Source organism: Vibrio sp. 10N.261.51.A3, from assembly GCF_041471965.1.
GTDB classification, from domain to species: domain Bacteria; phylum Pseudomonadota; class Gammaproteobacteria; order Enterobacterales; family Vibrionaceae; genus Vibrio; species Vibrio crassostreae_C.
This window is the reverse complement of record NZ_JBFRPK010000001.1, coordinates 74,923-87,647: the sequence shown is the minus strand read 5'-3', so window position 1 is coordinate 87,647 and position 12,725 is coordinate 74,923. Positions and strand designations below refer to the sequence as shown.

Annotated in this window: 26 protein-coding genes; all 26 read left to right on the top strand. The window is 45.2% G+C overall.

The features are described from left to right. Nucleotides 1-472: 472 nt before the first annotated feature. The 26 genes from rpsJ (at nucleotide 473) to rpsD (ending at nucleotide 12,703) form a co-directional block, all read left to right on the top strand. On the top strand, nucleotides 473-784 hold the full coding sequence (gene rpsJ, locus AB4371_RS00515) for a 30S ribosomal protein S10 (protein ID WP_004736761.1): 312 nt from the start codon (nucleotides 473-475) through the stop codon (nucleotides 782-784). A 14-nt stretch (nucleotides 785-798) separates the two neighbouring features. Further along, a complete protein-coding gene (gene rplC, locus AB4371_RS00510) occupies nucleotides 799-1,428 on the top strand; it encodes a 50S ribosomal protein L3 (protein ID WP_004736763.1) in 630 nt (209 codons plus the stop codon). Between the two features lie 16 nt (nucleotides 1,429-1,444). Then, complete coding sequence (rplD, locus tag AB4371_RS00505; protein ID WP_004738803.1) at nucleotides 1,445-2,047, top strand: 50S ribosomal protein L4; 603 nt, start codon at nucleotides 1,445-1,447, stop codon at nucleotides 2,045-2,047. After that, nucleotides 2,044-2,346, top strand: a complete 303-nt coding sequence (rplW, locus tag AB4371_RS00500; protein WP_004736765.1) for a 50S ribosomal protein L23 — start codon at nucleotides 2,044-2,046, stop codon at nucleotides 2,344-2,346. Before rplD ends, rplW begins: the two co-directional genes overlap by 4 nt. 14 nt (nucleotides 2,347-2,360) lie before the next feature. After that, a complete protein-coding gene (gene rplB / locus AB4371_RS00495; protein ID WP_010435149.1) occupies nucleotides 2,361-3,185 on the top strand; it encodes a 50S ribosomal protein L2 in 825 nt (274 codons plus the stop codon). Between the two features lie 19 nt (nucleotides 3,186-3,204). Further along, nucleotides 3,205-3,483: a 30S ribosomal protein S19 gene (gene rpsS, locus AB4371_RS00490; protein ID WP_004736729.1), complete on the top strand. Its 279-nt coding sequence runs from the start codon at nucleotides 3,205-3,207 to the stop codon at nucleotides 3,481-3,483. Nucleotides 3,484-3,493: 10 nt separating this feature from the next. After that, nucleotides 3,494-3,826, top strand: coding sequence for a 50S ribosomal protein L22 (gene rplV, locus AB4371_RS00485; RefSeq protein WP_004736732.1), 333 nt, complete (start codon nucleotides 3,494-3,496; stop codon nucleotides 3,824-3,826). An 18-nt stretch (nucleotides 3,827-3,844) separates the two neighbouring features. Beyond that, nucleotides 3,845-4,543: a 30S ribosomal protein S3 gene (gene rpsC / locus AB4371_RS00480; RefSeq protein WP_004736734.1), complete on the top strand. Its 699-nt coding sequence runs from the start codon at nucleotides 3,845-3,847 to the stop codon at nucleotides 4,541-4,543. Nucleotides 4,544-4,554: 11 nt separating this feature from the next. Beyond that, nucleotides 4,555-4,965, top strand: a complete 411-nt coding sequence (rplP, locus tag AB4371_RS00475) for a 50S ribosomal protein L16 (protein ID WP_004736736.1) — start codon at nucleotides 4,555-4,557, stop codon at nucleotides 4,963-4,965. Beyond that, nucleotides 4,965-5,156, top strand: coding sequence for a 50S ribosomal protein L29 (rpmC, locus tag AB4371_RS00470; RefSeq protein WP_004736737.1), 192 nt, complete (start codon nucleotides 4,965-4,967; stop codon nucleotides 5,154-5,156). The genes rplP and rpmC overlap by 1 nt, the downstream gene beginning before the upstream one ends. Further along, nucleotides 5,156-5,410: a 30S ribosomal protein S17 gene (gene rpsQ / locus AB4371_RS00465; RefSeq protein ID WP_004736739.1), complete on the top strand. Its 255-nt coding sequence runs from the start codon at nucleotides 5,156-5,158 to the stop codon at nucleotides 5,408-5,410. The genes rpmC and rpsQ overlap by 1 nt, the downstream gene beginning before the upstream one ends. A 162-nt stretch (nucleotides 5,411-5,572) precedes the next feature. Then, on the top strand, nucleotides 5,573-5,944 hold the full coding sequence (gene rplN / locus AB4371_RS00460) for a 50S ribosomal protein L14 (RefSeq protein ID WP_004736740.1): 372 nt from the start codon (nucleotides 5,573-5,575) through the stop codon (nucleotides 5,942-5,944). A gap of 11 nt (nucleotides 5,945-5,955) precedes the next feature. Then, entirely contained in the window at nucleotides 5,956-6,273 is a 318-nt protein-coding gene (rplX, locus tag AB4371_RS00455; protein ID WP_004738792.1) for a 50S ribosomal protein L24, read from the top strand. A 24-nt stretch (nucleotides 6,274-6,297) separates the two neighbouring features. Further along, on the top strand, nucleotides 6,298-6,837 hold the full coding sequence (gene rplE / locus AB4371_RS00450) for a 50S ribosomal protein L5 (RefSeq protein WP_004738790.1): 540 nt from the start codon (nucleotides 6,298-6,300) through the stop codon (nucleotides 6,835-6,837). Between the two features lie 16 nt (nucleotides 6,838-6,853). Beyond that, nucleotides 6,854-7,159 carry a 30S ribosomal protein S14 gene (rpsN, locus tag AB4371_RS00445; protein WP_004738789.1) on the top strand — a complete coding sequence of 102 codons (306 nt, stop codon included), beginning with the start codon at nucleotides 6,854-6,856 and terminating at the stop codon, nucleotides 7,157-7,159. A 29-nt stretch (nucleotides 7,160-7,188) separates the two neighbouring features. Continuing rightward, entirely contained in the window at nucleotides 7,189-7,581 is a 393-nt protein-coding gene (gene rpsH / locus AB4371_RS00440; RefSeq protein ID WP_017061309.1) for a 30S ribosomal protein S8, read from the top strand. A gap of 10 nt (nucleotides 7,582-7,591) precedes the next feature. After that, complete coding sequence (gene rplF, locus AB4371_RS00435) at nucleotides 7,592-8,125, top strand: 50S ribosomal protein L6 (RefSeq protein WP_017063712.1); 534 nt, start codon at nucleotides 7,592-7,594, stop codon at nucleotides 8,123-8,125. A gap of 9 nt (nucleotides 8,126-8,134) precedes the next feature. Beyond that, complete coding sequence (gene rplR, locus AB4371_RS00430) at nucleotides 8,135-8,488, top strand: 50S ribosomal protein L18 (protein ID WP_004738784.1); 354 nt, start codon at nucleotides 8,135-8,137, stop codon at nucleotides 8,486-8,488. A gap of 14 nt (nucleotides 8,489-8,502) precedes the next feature. Next, the gene (gene rpsE, locus AB4371_RS00425; protein ID WP_017061307.1) at nucleotides 8,503-9,003 is read left to right on the top strand and encodes a 30S ribosomal protein S5; all 501 of its coding nucleotides are present in this window, start codon (nucleotides 8,503-8,505) and stop codon (nucleotides 9,001-9,003) included. A 7-nt stretch (nucleotides 9,004-9,010) separates the two neighbouring features. Beyond that, nucleotides 9,011-9,187, top strand: a complete 177-nt coding sequence (rpmD, locus tag AB4371_RS00420) for a 50S ribosomal protein L30 (protein ID WP_004736756.1) — start codon at nucleotides 9,011-9,013, stop codon at nucleotides 9,185-9,187. Nucleotides 9,188-9,192: 5 nt separating this feature from the next. Beyond that, on the top strand, nucleotides 9,193-9,627 hold the full coding sequence (gene rplO, locus AB4371_RS00415; RefSeq protein WP_004736758.1) for a 50S ribosomal protein L15: 435 nt from the start codon (nucleotides 9,193-9,195) through the stop codon (nucleotides 9,625-9,627). Between the two features lie 20 nt (nucleotides 9,628-9,647). Continuing rightward, entirely contained in the window at nucleotides 9,648-10,982 is a 1,335-nt protein-coding gene (gene secY, locus AB4371_RS00410) for a preprotein translocase subunit SecY (RefSeq protein WP_004738781.1), read from the top strand. Nucleotides 10,983-11,023: 41 nt separating this feature from the next. Further along, nucleotides 11,024-11,137, top strand: coding sequence for a 50S ribosomal protein L36 (gene rpmJ, locus AB4371_RS00405; protein WP_000868186.1), 114 nt, complete (start codon nucleotides 11,024-11,026; stop codon nucleotides 11,135-11,137). 148 nt (nucleotides 11,138-11,285) lie between these two features. After that, nucleotides 11,286-11,642 carry a 30S ribosomal protein S13 gene (rpsM, locus tag AB4371_RS00400; RefSeq protein WP_004738779.1) on the top strand — a complete coding sequence of 119 codons (357 nt, stop codon included), beginning with the start codon at nucleotides 11,286-11,288 and terminating at the stop codon, nucleotides 11,640-11,642. A 19-nt stretch (nucleotides 11,643-11,661) separates the two neighbouring features. After that, nucleotides 11,662-12,051, top strand: a complete 390-nt coding sequence (gene rpsK / locus AB4371_RS00395) for a 30S ribosomal protein S11 (protein ID WP_004738778.1) — start codon at nucleotides 11,662-11,664, stop codon at nucleotides 12,049-12,051. Between the two features lie 31 nt (nucleotides 12,052-12,082). Next, on the top strand, nucleotides 12,083-12,703 hold the full coding sequence (gene rpsD, locus AB4371_RS00390) for a 30S ribosomal protein S4 (RefSeq protein WP_004738777.1): 621 nt from the start codon (nucleotides 12,083-12,085) through the stop codon (nucleotides 12,701-12,703). Nucleotides 12,704-12,725: the final 22 nt, after the last annotated feature.

Here is a 12,725-nt window from a genome sequence, read left to right as displayed (position 1 = left end):
GGTGTTGTAGCTAAAATCTTCGCTTAATAGCATTTAGATTTTTGCACTCTCTTCATTAAAAGAGCACGCATCTGAAAAGGGGAGCTTCGGCTTCCCTTTTGTTTTCTCAAAAGAAATATTACCTTCCATCTATCTTCTTCCCTCTCGATACAAAACCAACTTCCAATAAATTGCGATTATTTTCCAACACTACTTGCATACTAAAGTGTGATCTGTATAATGCATCGCACTGGCTAACGCTGGTTGTGAACCAATGAGCACTGAGGAGTAGGTCTTACCTAGTAATGTATACTCAGCTTATGTTCGCGGTTAATAAAAATAGTAAACTTCTTGTTTACTTCAAAAGTTAACTGACAATGCGTCCTAATTTTGGGTGCTACGGTTTCACATAAATCAATCGGCATTCTCTCGTTTTATCGGGCTTGAGTGGCGATATTGTTTGTGTAATTTTTAATAATTGGAGCTCTGTCTCATGCAGAACCAACGTATTCGTATCCGCCTTAAAGCGTTTGATTACAAGCTAATCGATGCTTCAACTGCGGAAATCGTTGAAACAGCAAAACGTACTGGCGCACAGGTTCGTGGTCCTATTCCACTTCCTACTCGTAAAGAGCGTTTCACTGTTCTTACCTCTCCACACGTCAACAAAGATGCACGTGATCAGTACGAAATCCGTACTCACAAGCGTTTGATCGACATCGTTGAGCCAACAGATAAAACTGTTGATGCTCTAATGCGTCTTGATCTTGCAGCTGGCGTTGATGTTCAAATCAGCCTAGGTTAAGGGAGATAAGAATAATGATTGGTCTAGTCGGACGTAAAGTGGGTATGACCCGCGTATTTACTGAAGAAGGCGTTTCTATCCCAGTAACTGTTGTTGAGGTTGAAGCGAACCGTATTTCTCAAGTTAAAACTCTTGAGACAGACGGCTACGCAGCAATCCAAGTAACTACTGGTGCTAAGAAAGCTAACCGTGTAACTAAACCTGAAGCTGGTCACTTCGCGAAAGCGGGTGTAGAAGCAGGTCGCGGTCTTTGGGAATTCCGTTTAGAAAACGGCGAAGAGTTTGAAGTTGGCGCTGAGCTAAACGTAGAACTTTTCAACGAAATTAAAAAAGTAGACGTTACTGGTACATCTAAAGGTAAAGGCTTCCAAGGCGCTATCAAGCGTTGGAACTTCTCTACTCAAGATATGACTCACGGTAACTCTTTGTCTCACCGCGCACCGGGTTCAATTGGCCAATGTCAAACTCCAGGCCGCGTGTTTAAAGGCAAGAAAATGGCAGGTCACATGGGTGCTGAGCGTGTAACGACTCAAAACCTAGAGATCGTACGTGTTGACGCTGAGCGCAATCTACTCCTTATTAAAGGTGCAGTACCGGGCTCAACAGGCGGAAACGTGATCGTAAAACCTGCTGTTAAAGCATAACGTCTAGGAGTAAGTAATGGAATTGATGGTTAAAGGTGCTGATGCACTAACTGTTTCCGAGACTACTTTCGGACGTGACTTCAACGAAGCTCTTGTACACCAAGTAGTTGTTGCATATGCAGCAGGTGCTCGTCAAGGTACTCGTGCTCAAAAGACTCGTTCTGAAGTATCTGGCGGTGGCGCTAAGCCATGGCGTCAAAAAGGTACTGGCCGCGCACGTGCTGGTACAATTCGTAGCCCAATCTGGCGTACAGGTGGTGTTACTTTTGCTGCGAAACCACAAGATCACAGCCAAAAAGTAAACAAAAAAATGTACCGCGGTGCTATGAAGAGCATTCTTTCTGAGCTAGTTCGTCAAGAGCGTTTAATCGTTGTTGATAACTTCTCTGTAGAAGCACCAAAAACAAAAGAACTTGTAGCTAAGCTTAAAGAGCTTGAGCTAAGCGACGTTCTGATTGTGACTGGCGAAGTAGATGAAAATCTATTCTTAGCTGCTCGTAACCTATACAAAGTAGATGCACGTGATGTTGCTGGTGTTGATCCAGTATCACTAATCGCTTTCGACAAGGTTCTAATGACTGCTGACGCAGTTAAGCAAGTTGAGGAGATGCTAGCATGATCACTGAAGAGCGTATCTTAAAAGTTCTACGTGCTCCGCACATCTCTGAAAAAGCAACTATGGCAGCTGAGAAAGCGAACACTATCGTTTTCAAAGTAGCTAAAGATGCAACTAAGAAAGAGATCAAAGCAGCTGTAGAAAAGCTATTTGAAGTTGAAGTTAAGTCTGTAAATACTCTTGTATTAAAGGGTAAGACCAAACGTCAAGGTATGCGTGAAGGCCGTCGTTCAGACGTTAAGAAAGCCTACGTTACTTTGAAAGAAGGTCAAGATCTTGACTTCGTTGGCGGCGCGGAATAACAGGAGTAGTAAAAATGGCTATTGTTAAATGTAAGCCGACTTCCCCTGGTCGTCGTCACGTCGTTAAAGTTGTTAACGCTGACCTACACAAGGGTAAGCCATACGCACCACTTCTAGAGAAAAACTCTAAGAACGGTGGTCGTAACAACAACGGTCGTATTACAGTACGTCACATCGGTGGTGGTCATAAGCACCATTACCGTGTAATTGACTTCAAACGTACTAAAGATGGCATCCCAGCGAAAGTTGAGCGTCTAGAATACGATCCAAACCGTAGTGCTAACATCGCTCTAGTTCTGTACGCAGACGGTGAGCGTCGTTACATCATTGCACCTAAAGGTGTTAACGCAGGCGACCAGATTCAATCTGGCGTAGATGCTGCAATCAAAGCAGGTAACACTCTGCCGATGCGCAACATCCCAGTAGGTTCTACTGTACACTGTGTTGAACTTAAGCCTGGTAAAGGTGCTCAACTAGCTCGTTCGGCTGGTGCTTATGCTCAAATCATCGCTCGCGATGGTGCATACGTAACTATCCGTCTACGTTCTGGTGAGATGCGCAAAGTTCTTTCTGAAGGTCGTGCAACGATCGGTGAAGTTGGTAACTCTGAGCATATGCTACGTGAACTTGGTAAAGCTGGTGCTTCACGCTGGCGCGGCGTACGTCCAACCGTACGTGGTGTAGTAATGAACCCGGTGGATCACCCACATGGTGGTGGTGAAGGCCGCACATCTGGTGGTCGTCACCCAGTTTCTCCTTGGGGCGTTCCTACTAAGGGCTTCAAGACTCGTAAGAACAAGCGCACTGACAAGTACATCGTACGTCGTCGCACTAAATAATTTATAAAGAGGAATCGCCATGCCACGTTCTCTCAAGAAAGGTCCTTTTATTGACCTACACTTGCTGAAGAAGGTAGAGAAAGCGGTGGAAAGCGGAGACAAAAAGCCTATTAAGACTTGGTCCCGTCGCTCAATGATCATCCCAACAATGATTGGTTTGACCATCGCTGTCCATAATGGTCGTCAGCACGTTCCAGTTTTCGTTACCGAAGAAATGATCGGTCACAAACTGGGCGAATTTGCACCAACTCGTACTTATCGCGGTCATGCTGCAGATAAGAAAGCTAAGAAGAAATAAGGAGTAGATGATGGAAGCTTTAGCTAAACATAACTTTGCTCGTATTTCTCCACAGAAAGCTCGCTTAGTTGCAGACCAAATTCGCGGTAAGTCGGTAGACCAAGCTCTAGAAATTCTAACTTTCAGCAACAAAAAAGCTGCTGTATTAGTTAAGAAGGTTCTTGAGTCAGCTATCGCTAACGCGGAACATAACGAAGGTGCAGATATCGACGATCTAAATGTCGCTAAAATCTTCGTAGATGAGGGCCCTATCATGAAGCGTATTATGCCTCGTGCTAAAGGTCGTGCGGATCGTATCTTGAAGCGTTCAAGCCACATCACTATTGTTGTAGCAGATCGCTAAAGACTAGGAGAGTAAGCAATGGGTCAGAAAGTACATCCTAATGGTATTCGTCTTGGCATCGTTAAGCCTTGGAATGCTACATGGTTTGCTAATACCAACGAATTCGCTGACAACCTAGACGGCGACTTCAAGGTACGTCAGTTCCTTACAAAGGAACTACAAAAAGCATCATTATCTCGTATCGTTATCGAGCGTCCAGCTAAGAGCATCCGTGTGACTATTCACACTGCTCGTCCTGGCGTTGTTATCGGTAAGAAAGGTGAAGACGTAGAGAAGCTACGCGCAGCTGTAGCTAAAATCGCAGGTGTACCAGCGCAAATTAACATCGCTGAAGTACGTAAGCCTGAGCTAGATGGTCAGCTTGTAGCTGATAGCATCGCGTCTCAACTAGAGCGTCGTGTTATGTTCCGTCGTGCAATGAAGCGTGCGGTACAAAATGCTATGCGTCTAGGCGCTAAAGGCATCAAAGTACAAGTAGGCGGCCGTCTTGGCGGTGCTGAAATCGCACGTTCTGAGTGGTACCGTGAAGGCCGTGTGCCTCTACACACTCTACGTGCAGACATTGATTACGCAACTTCTTCGGCTCACACTCAATACGGTGTGATCGGCATTAAAGTTTGGATCTTCAAAGGTGAGATTCTAGGCGGTATGCCAGCTGCTAACGCAGTAGAGCCAAAAGGCGATAAGCCTAAGAAGCAGCGTAAAGGCCGTAAGTAAGGAGTCGAACGATGCTACAACCAAAACGTACTAAGTTCCGCAAGGTTATGACTGGTCGTAACCGTGGTCTAGCTAAAGGTACTGAAGTAAGCTTCGGCGAATTCGGTCTTAAAGCTGTTGGCCGTGGTCGTCTGACTGCACGTCAAATCGAAGCGGCACGTCGTGCTATGACACGTCACATTAAGCGTCAAGGTCAAATCTGGATTCGTGTATTCCCAGACAAGCCAATTACTGAAAAGCCTCTTGAAGTTCGTCAAGGTAAAGGTAAAGGTTCAGTTGCGTACTGGGTTGCTCAAATCCAACCAGGCAAAGTTATGTACGAGATGAATGGCGTACCTGAAGAGTTGGCACGTGAAGCGTTCCGCCTAGCGGCACGTAAACTGCCTGTTAAAACTACTTTTGTAACTAAGCAGGTGATGTGATGAAAGCACAAGATCTACGCGAAAAGAACGTTGAAGAGCTTAACGCTGAGCTATTGAATTTGCTACGTGAACAGTTCAACTTGCGCATGCAAGCTGCAACTGGTCAACTTCAGCAAACTCATACTCTAAAAGCTGTACGCCGTGACATCGCACGTGTGAAAACTGTTTTGACTGAAAAGGCAGGCGCATAATGAGCGAAACTAACCGCATCCAGCAAGGCCGTGTAGTAAGCGACAAGATGGACAAGTCTATCGTTGTTGCTATTGAACGCACTGTAAAACACCCAATTTACGGTAAGTTCATCAAACGCACGACTAAAGTACACGCACACGACGAAGACAACACTTGTGGCCTAGGCGACAAAGTTGAAATCGCTGAGTGTCGTCCTCTGTCTAAGACTAAGTCTTGGACATTGGTTAAAGTTCTAGAAAAAGCGAAGATTTAATCTTTGTAATTCTATAACTTATAAGCGGCTCCAAATTATTTTTTGGAGCCGCTTGTTTTTTGTCTACCCAATTTAAAAAAAGGGTGGTACAATTCGCGTCCCTTTTAAAGAGGCAGCCCGACCCGAGAGGGTCTAGTTTTAATATTTAGCGGAGCACTAACAATGATCCAGATGCAAAGTACACTTGACGCAGCAGATAACTCTGGCGCGCGCAAGGTAATGTGTATTAAGGTTCTGGGTGGCTCTCACCGCCGTTATGCACATATCGGTGACGTCATCAAGGTTACAGTGAAGGAAGCGATTCCTCGCGGTAAAGTAAAGAAAGGTGATGTTCTGAAGGCGGTAGTAGTGCGCACCCGTAAAGGCGTTCGTCGCCCAGACGGTTCTGTCATTCGCTTCGACAGTAATGCTTGTGTATTGTTAAATGACACTACTGAGCAACCAGTCGGCACACGTATCTTTGGTCCTGTGACTCGTGAACTTCGTAACGCGAAATTCATGAAGATTGTATCACTAGCACCTGAAGTTCTGTAAGGAGCGGCAATATGGCAGCTAAAATCCGTCGTAATGACGAAGTAATCATTCTTGCTGGTAAAGATAAAGGCAAGAAAGGTAAAGTAACTAAGGTTCTGACAACTGGTAAAGTTATCGTTGAAGGCATCAACCTTGTTAAGAAACACCAAAAGCCGGTTCCGGCTCTAGGTCAACAAGGTGGCATCGTTGAACAAGAAGCAGCTATTGATGCTTCTAACGTTGCTGTTTTTAACGCGGCTACTGGTAAAGCAGACCGTATCGGTTTCCGTATCGAAGATGGCAAGAAAGTTCGTTTCTTCAAATCTAACGGCGAAACTGTTTCTAACTAATTAGAAGTAATTTGGAGTTCTACTATGGCGAAACTGCATGATTACTACAAGTCGTCTGTAGTCGCTGAGCTTACCAAAGAGTTCAGCTACACAAGCGTCATGCAAGTCCCTAGGATTGAGAAAATCACCCTAAATATGGGCGTTGGTGAAGCAATCAACGATAAGAAACTGCTAGAAAACGCAGCAGCTGATATGGCAACGATCTCTGGTCAAAAGCCACTTATCACTAAAGCGCGTAAATCTGTAGCTGGTTTCAAAATTCGTGAAGGCTACCCAATTGGTTGTAAAGTAACCTTGCGTGGTGAGCGCATGTGGGAATTTTTAGAGCGTTTAATCTCTATCGCACTTCCACGTGTACGTGATTTCCGTGGTGTTAGCGCTAAGTCTTTTGACGGTCGCGGTAACTACAGCATGGGCGTTCGCGAGCAAATCATCTTTCCGGAAATCGACTACGATAAAGTCGATCGTGTCCGCGGTCTTGATATCACTATCACGACTTCTGCGGGTTCCGATGAGGAAGGCCGAGCTCTGCTGGCTGCCTTTAACTTCCCATTCCGTAAGTAAGGGTAGGGTTACTGTTATGGCTAAACAATCAATGAAAGCACGTGAAGCTAAACGTGCAAAACTAGTAGCTAAGTTCGCTGAAAAGCGTTCTGCGCTAAAAGTTATCATTAGCGATGTAAACGCATCTGAAGAAGATCGTTGGAATGCGGTTCTTAAACTGCAATCTCTTCCACGTGATTCAAGTGCATCACGTCAGCGCAACCGTTGCAACCAAACTGGTCGTCCACACGGTTACCTACGTAAATTCGGTCTAAGCCGCATTAAGGTTCGTGAAGCTTGCATGAAAGGCGAGATTCCGGGTCTTCGTAAGGCTAGCTGGTAATTGCCACTTAATCATTTGGAGTAAATCTTATGAGCATGCAAGATCCGATTTCGGATATGCTGACCCGAGTTCGTAACGGTCAGGCAGCAAACAAAGTTGCTGTAAAAATGCCTTCTTCAAAGCTTAAAGTTGCAATTGCTGCATTACTTAAAGCTGAAGGTTACATCGTAGACTTCGCTGTTAACAGCGAAGCAAAACCTGAGCTAGAAGTTACTCTTAAGTACTTCCAAGCTAAACCTGTAATCGAGCAAATCAAGCGTGTATCACGTCCTGGTCTAAGAGTTTATAAAAATAAAGACTCTTTACCTACAGTGATGGGTGGTCTTGGTATTGCAGTTGTTTCTACTTCCAAGGGTCTGATGTCTGACCGTGCTGCTCGTAAAGCAGGTCTTGGCGGTGAAATCATCTGTTACGTAGCTTAAGGAGTAGATTATGTCTCGTGTTGCTAAAGCACCTGTCGCTATTCCAGCTGGCGTAGAGGTGAAACTAAACGGCCAAGAAGTTACTGTAAAAGGTAGCAAAGGTGAGCTTACTCGCGTTCTTAACAGCGCCGTAGTTATTGCACAGGAAGAAACCAACCTAACTTTCGGTCCGAAAGAAGGTGTTACTAACGCATGGGCACAAGCTGGTACAGCTCGCGCTCTAGTTAATAACATGGTTGTGGGTGTTACTGAGGGCTTCACTAAGAAGCTAACTCTTAAGGGTGTTGGTTACCGTGCTGCTATGAAAGGCAACTCTGTAGCTCTAACTCTTGGTTTTTCTCACCCAGTAGAGCACGCTCTACCTGAAGGTATTAAAGCTGAGTGCCCTAGCCAAACTGAGATCATCATTACTGGTTGCGATAAGCAAGTAGTAGGTCAAGTTGCGGCTGACATTCGTTCTTACCGTGCTCCTGAGCCTTACAAAGGCAAAGGTGTTCGTTACGCAGATGAAAATGTGCGTACTAAAGAAGCTAAGAAGAAGTAAGGTATCACTATGGATAAGAAAGCATCTCGCATCCGTCGTGCTACACGTGCACGTCGTAAGATTGCAGAACTTGGTGCAACTCGCCTGGTAGTACACCGTACTCCTCGCCATGTTTACGCACAAGTTATCGCGGCAAACGGCTCTGAGGTTATCGCAGCTGCTTCTACTGTAGAAAAAGCGATCCGTGAGCAAGTTAAGAACACTGGTAACGTTGATGCAGCTAAAGCAGTTGGTAAAGCTGTTGCTGAGCGCGCTCTTGAAAAAGGCGTAGCTTCAGTTGCATTTGATCGTTCTGGTTTCCAATACCACGGTCGAGTAGCGGCGCTAGCAGAATCTGCTCGCGAAGCTGGTCTGAAATTCTAAGGTAGGGTTGGAAGATGGCTAAAGAACAACAACAAGCTAATGATTTGCAAGAAAAGCTGATCGCAGTTAACCGTGTATCTAAGACGGTTAAAGGTGGTCGAATCATGAGCTTTACTGCACTAACAGTAGTTGGTGACGGTAACGGTCGCGTAGGTTTCGGTTACGGCAAAGCTCGTGAAGTACCTGCTGCGATTCAAAAAGCAATGGAAAAAGCGCGCCGTAACATGGTTACAGTATCGCTTAACGAAGGCACTCTTCACCACCCGGTGAAAGGTCGTCATTCGGGCTCTAAAGTTTACATGCAGCCAGCTGCAGAAGGTACAGGTGTTATTGCCGGCGGTGCAATGCGTGCTGTACTTGAAGTTGCGGGCGTACATAACGTACTTTCTAAAGCATACGGTTCAACGAACCCGATCAACATCGTTCGTGCAACGATTGGTGCTCTAGTAGACGTTAAGTCACCAGAAATGGTTGCTGCTAAACGTGGTCTAACTGTTGAATCTATTTCGGAGTAAGCACACGATGGCAACTATTAAAGTAACTCAAACTAAAAGCTCAATTGGTCGCCTACCTAAGCACAAAGCGTGTCTTAAAGGTCTAGGTCTTCGTCGCATCAACCATACAGTAGAACTTGAAGATACACCGTGCGTACGCGGTATGATCAACAAGGTTTACTACATGGTTAAGATTGAGGAGTAATCAGAATGCGTTTGAATACTCTATCACCGGCTGCTGGCTCTAAACCTTCTAAGAAGCGTGTAGGTCGTGGTATCGGTTCTGGCCTTGGTAAAACAGGTGGCCGCGGTCACAAAGGTCAAAAGTCACGTTCTGGCGGCTCTGTTCGTCCAGGTTTTGAAGGCGGTCAAATGCCTCTAAAACAACGTCTACCTAAATTCGGTTTCACTTCTCGTAAGAGCCTAGTGTCTGCTGAAGTTCGTCTAGCTGAGCTAGCGAAAGTAACAGGTGACGTAGTTGATCTTAACAGCCTTAAAGCTGCTAACGTTATCACTAAGAACATCGAGTTTGTTAAGATCGTTCTTTCTGGTGACCTAAGCAAAGCTGTGACTGTTAAAGGTCTACGCGTGACTAAAGGCGCTAAAGCTGCAATCGAAGCTGCAGGCGGTAAAATCGAGGAATAATCTCGAGGAACGAGGTACAGATGGCTAAGAAACCAGGACAAGATTTTCGTAGTGCTCAGAGCGGCTTAAGTGAACTAAAGTCGCGCTTATTATTCGTAATTGGTGCACTTTTAGTATTCCGAGCCGGCTCTTTTGTGCCGATCCCTGGTATTGACGCAGCTGTACTTGCCGATTTGTTCGATCAGCAAAAAGGTACCATCGTAGAAATGTTTAACATGTTCTCCGGTGGTGCTCTTGAGCGTGCATCTATATTAGCATTGGGTATCATGCCGTACATTTCGGCATCGATCGTAGTCCAATTGCTAACTGTAGTTCATCCAGCGTTAGCGGAACTCAAGAAAGAGGGTGAAGCAGGCCGTCGTAAGATAAGCCAATATACACGCTACGGCACGCTTGTACTTGCAACATTCCAAGCTATTGGTATCGCAACAGGCTTACCAAACATGGTCGACAATCTGGTTGTTATCAACCAAACCATGTTTACGCTTATTGCTACCGTGAGTTTAGTAACTGGTACCATGTTCTTAATGTGGTTAGGTGAACAAATCACTGAGCGAGGAATCGGTAATGGTATTTCCATTCTGATTTTTGCAGGTATTGTTGCTGGATTGCCTTCTGCAATCGGTCAAACAATCGAGCAAGCGCGTCAAGGTGAATTGCATGTGCTTCTTCTGCTGTTGATTGCTGTATTGTCTTTTGCTGTTATTTACTTCGTAGTTTTCATGGAACGTGGTCAACGTCGTATCGTCGTTAACTATGCGAAACGTCAACAAGGTCGTAAAGTTTTTGCAGCACAAAGCTCTCACTTGCCTCTTAAGATTAATATGGCAGGTGTTATTCCAGCGATTTTCGCATCAAGTATTATTTTGTTCCCAGGAACATTAGCGCAGTGGTTTGGTCAAAATGGTGAAAGCAGCGCGTTCGGTTGGTTAACTGACGTGTCATTAGCTCTTAGCCCAGGTCAACCTTTGTATGTAATGCTTTATGCAGCAGCTATAATCTTCTTCTGTTTCTTCTATACAGCGTTGGTGTTTAACCCACGTGAAACAGCTGATAACTTGAAGAAGTCTGGTGCATTCGTACCCGGTATCCGCCCAGGTGAGCAGACAGCGAAATATATCGATAAAGTGATGACTAGACTAACCCTTGCGGGCGCTCTATACATTACTTTTATATGTCTGATTCCTGAGTTCATGATGGTCGCGTGGAACGTTCGTTTCTACTTTGGCGGCACATCACTACTAATCGTAGTGGTAGTTATCATGGATTTCATGGCACAGGTACAGACTCATCTGATGTCACAACAGTATGATTCTGTGTTAAAGAAAGCGAATCTGAAGGGTTACGGCCGTTAATTCGGTGGTAACAATTTCGATTCCATTTACGGAGTTTAGCAATGAAAGTTCGTGCTTCCGTTAAAAAAATCTGCCGTAACTGTAAAGTTATCAAGCGTAACGGTGTCGTTCGCGTGATTTGCAGTGAGCCAAAGCATAAGCAACGCCAAGGCTAATTAGCAGAAATTTTTACTTGAAATACAAGGTAGAGTCGAGTATATTCCTCGGCCTACCTTTTGCGTGCAAAAGAAGTAGTATGCCGCAGCGTATCCATAACGGGCTTTGCTGCGGATAATTCTTTTATGAACCCCTTAGGAGTGAATAATGGCCCGTATAGCCGGCATTAACATTCCTGATCATAAGCATTCTGTAATTGCACTTACTGCAATCTACGGTATCGGTAAAACTCGCTCTCAAGCTATTCTAGCTGAAGTGGGTATTGCTGAAGATGCTAAGATCAGTGAACTAACTGAAGAGCAGATCGATCAACTGCGTGATGGTGTAGCTAAGTACACTGTAGAAGGTGATCTACGTCGTGAAGTATCGATGAACATCAAGCGTCTTATGGACCTTGGCTGTTACCGCGGTCTTCGTCATCGTCGCAGTCTACCACTACGTGGACAGCGTACTAAAACCAACGCTCGCACCCGTAAGGGTCCGCGCAAGCCGATCAAGAAATAGTCGGATAAGGTAGAGTACAATGGCAAAACAACCAACTCGCGCGCGTAAGCGCGTACGCAAGCAAGTAGCTGATGGCGTAGCGCACATTCATGCTTCTTTCAACAACACAATCGTAACTATCACTGACCGTCAAGGCAACGCTCTTGCATGGGCTACAGCAGGTGGTTCAGGTTTCCGTGGTTCTCGTAAATCTACTCCGTTCGCAGCACAAGTTGCAGCTGAGCGTTGTGGTGAAATGGCTAAAGAATATGGCCTAAAGAACTTGGAAGTTATGGTTAAGGGTCCAGGTCCAGGTCGCGAATCTACTGTTCGTGCACTGAACGCTGCTGGTTTCCGTATCACTAACATTGTTGATGCGACACCAATCCCTCATAACGGTTGTCGTCCACCTAAGAAACGTCGCGTTTAAGTTTCGTTTCTAGGAATATTGGAGAAAGATCATGGCAAGATATTTGGGTCCTAAGCTTAAGCTTAGCCGTCGCGAAGGTACTGACTTATTCCTTAAGTCTGGTGTCCGTGCGATCGATACCAAGTGTAAAATTGATAACGCACCAGGTGTACACGGCGCTCGTCGCGGTCGTCTATCTGAGTATGGCGTTCAGCTTCGTGAGAAGCAAAAAGTTCGTCGTATCTACGGCGTTCTAGAAAAACAATTCCGCAACTACTACAAAGAAGCTGCACGTCTTAAAGGCAATACAGGTGCAAACCTGCTTCAGCTTCTTGAAGGTCGTCTTGATAACGTAGTTTACCGTATGGGCTTTGGCGCTACTCGTGCTGAATCTCGTCAACTAGTTAGCCACAAGTCTATTCTAGTTAACGGTAAAGTTGTAAACGTTCCTTCTTTCAAAGTAGCGGCAAACGACGTTGTTTCTATCCGCGAGAAAGCTAAACAGCAATCTCGTATTAAAGCGGCTCTAGAAGTTGCTGAACAACGTGAAAAGCCAACTTGGATTGAAGTAGATGCTGGCAAAATGGAAGGTACATTCAAGCGTATGCCTGAGCGTTCTGACCTATCAGCTGACATCAATGAACACTTGATCGTCGAACTTTACTCTAAGTAAGGTTAAAAAAAGAGAGGACACA

Excerpts from the sequence above, each read along its gene's own strand:
- rpsJ (WP_004736761.1), top strand. The coding sequence starts at position 473 with ATGCAGAACCAACGTATTCGTATCCGCCTTAAAGCGTTTGATTACAAG.
- rplC (WP_004736763.1), top strand. The coding sequence starts at position 799 with ATGATTGGTCTAGTCGGACGTAAAGTGGGTATGACCCGCGTATTTACT.
- rplD (WP_004738803.1), top strand. The coding sequence starts at position 1,445 with ATGGAATTGATGGTTAAAGGTGCTGATGCACTAACTGTTTCCGAGACT.
- rplW (WP_004736765.1), top strand. The coding sequence starts at position 2,044 with ATGATCACTGAAGAGCGTATCTTAAAAGTTCTACGTGCTCCGCACATC.
- rplB (WP_010435149.1), top strand. The coding sequence starts at position 2,361 with ATGGCTATTGTTAAATGTAAGCCGACTTCCCCTGGTCGTCGTCACGTC.
- rpsS (WP_004736729.1), top strand. The coding sequence starts at position 3,205 with ATGCCACGTTCTCTCAAGAAAGGTCCTTTTATTGACCTACACTTGCTG.
- rplV (WP_004736732.1), top strand. The coding sequence starts at position 3,494 with ATGGAAGCTTTAGCTAAACATAACTTTGCTCGTATTTCTCCACAGAAA.
- rpsC (WP_004736734.1), top strand. The coding sequence starts at position 3,845 with ATGGGTCAGAAAGTACATCCTAATGGTATTCGTCTTGGCATCGTTAAG.
- rplP (WP_004736736.1), top strand. The coding sequence starts at position 4,555 with ATGCTACAACCAAAACGTACTAAGTTCCGCAAGGTTATGACTGGTCGT.
- rpmC (WP_004736737.1), top strand. The coding sequence starts at position 4,965 with ATGAAAGCACAAGATCTACGCGAAAAGAACGTTGAAGAGCTTAACGCT.
- rpsQ (WP_004736739.1), top strand. The coding sequence starts at position 5,156 with ATGAGCGAAACTAACCGCATCCAGCAAGGCCGTGTAGTAAGCGACAAG.
- rplN (WP_004736740.1), top strand. The coding sequence starts at position 5,573 with ATGATCCAGATGCAAAGTACACTTGACGCAGCAGATAACTCTGGCGCG.
- rplX (WP_004738792.1), top strand. The coding sequence starts at position 5,956 with ATGGCAGCTAAAATCCGTCGTAATGACGAAGTAATCATTCTTGCTGGT.
- rplE (WP_004738790.1), top strand. The coding sequence starts at position 6,298 with ATGGCGAAACTGCATGATTACTACAAGTCGTCTGTAGTCGCTGAGCTT.
- rpsN (WP_004738789.1), top strand. The coding sequence starts at position 6,854 with ATGGCTAAACAATCAATGAAAGCACGTGAAGCTAAACGTGCAAAACTA.
- rpsH (WP_017061309.1), top strand. The coding sequence starts at position 7,189 with ATGAGCATGCAAGATCCGATTTCGGATATGCTGACCCGAGTTCGTAAC.
- rplF (WP_017063712.1), top strand. The coding sequence starts at position 7,592 with ATGTCTCGTGTTGCTAAAGCACCTGTCGCTATTCCAGCTGGCGTAGAG.
- rplR (WP_004738784.1), top strand. The coding sequence starts at position 8,135 with ATGGATAAGAAAGCATCTCGCATCCGTCGTGCTACACGTGCACGTCGT.
- rpsE (WP_017061307.1), top strand. The coding sequence starts at position 8,503 with ATGGCTAAAGAACAACAACAAGCTAATGATTTGCAAGAAAAGCTGATC.
- rpmD (WP_004736756.1), top strand. The coding sequence starts at position 9,011 with ATGGCAACTATTAAAGTAACTCAAACTAAAAGCTCAATTGGTCGCCTA.
- rplO (WP_004736758.1), top strand. The coding sequence starts at position 9,193 with ATGCGTTTGAATACTCTATCACCGGCTGCTGGCTCTAAACCTTCTAAG.
- secY (WP_004738781.1), top strand. The coding sequence starts at position 9,648 with ATGGCTAAGAAACCAGGACAAGATTTTCGTAGTGCTCAGAGCGGCTTA.
- rpmJ (WP_000868186.1), top strand. The coding sequence starts at position 11,024 with ATGAAAGTTCGTGCTTCCGTTAAAAAAATCTGCCGTAACTGTAAAGTT.
- rpsM (WP_004738779.1), top strand. The coding sequence starts at position 11,286 with ATGGCCCGTATAGCCGGCATTAACATTCCTGATCATAAGCATTCTGTA.
- rpsK (WP_004738778.1), top strand. The coding sequence starts at position 11,662 with ATGGCAAAACAACCAACTCGCGCGCGTAAGCGCGTACGCAAGCAAGTA.
- rpsD (WP_004738777.1), top strand. The coding sequence starts at position 12,083 with ATGGCAAGATATTTGGGTCCTAAGCTTAAGCTTAGCCGTCGCGAAGGT.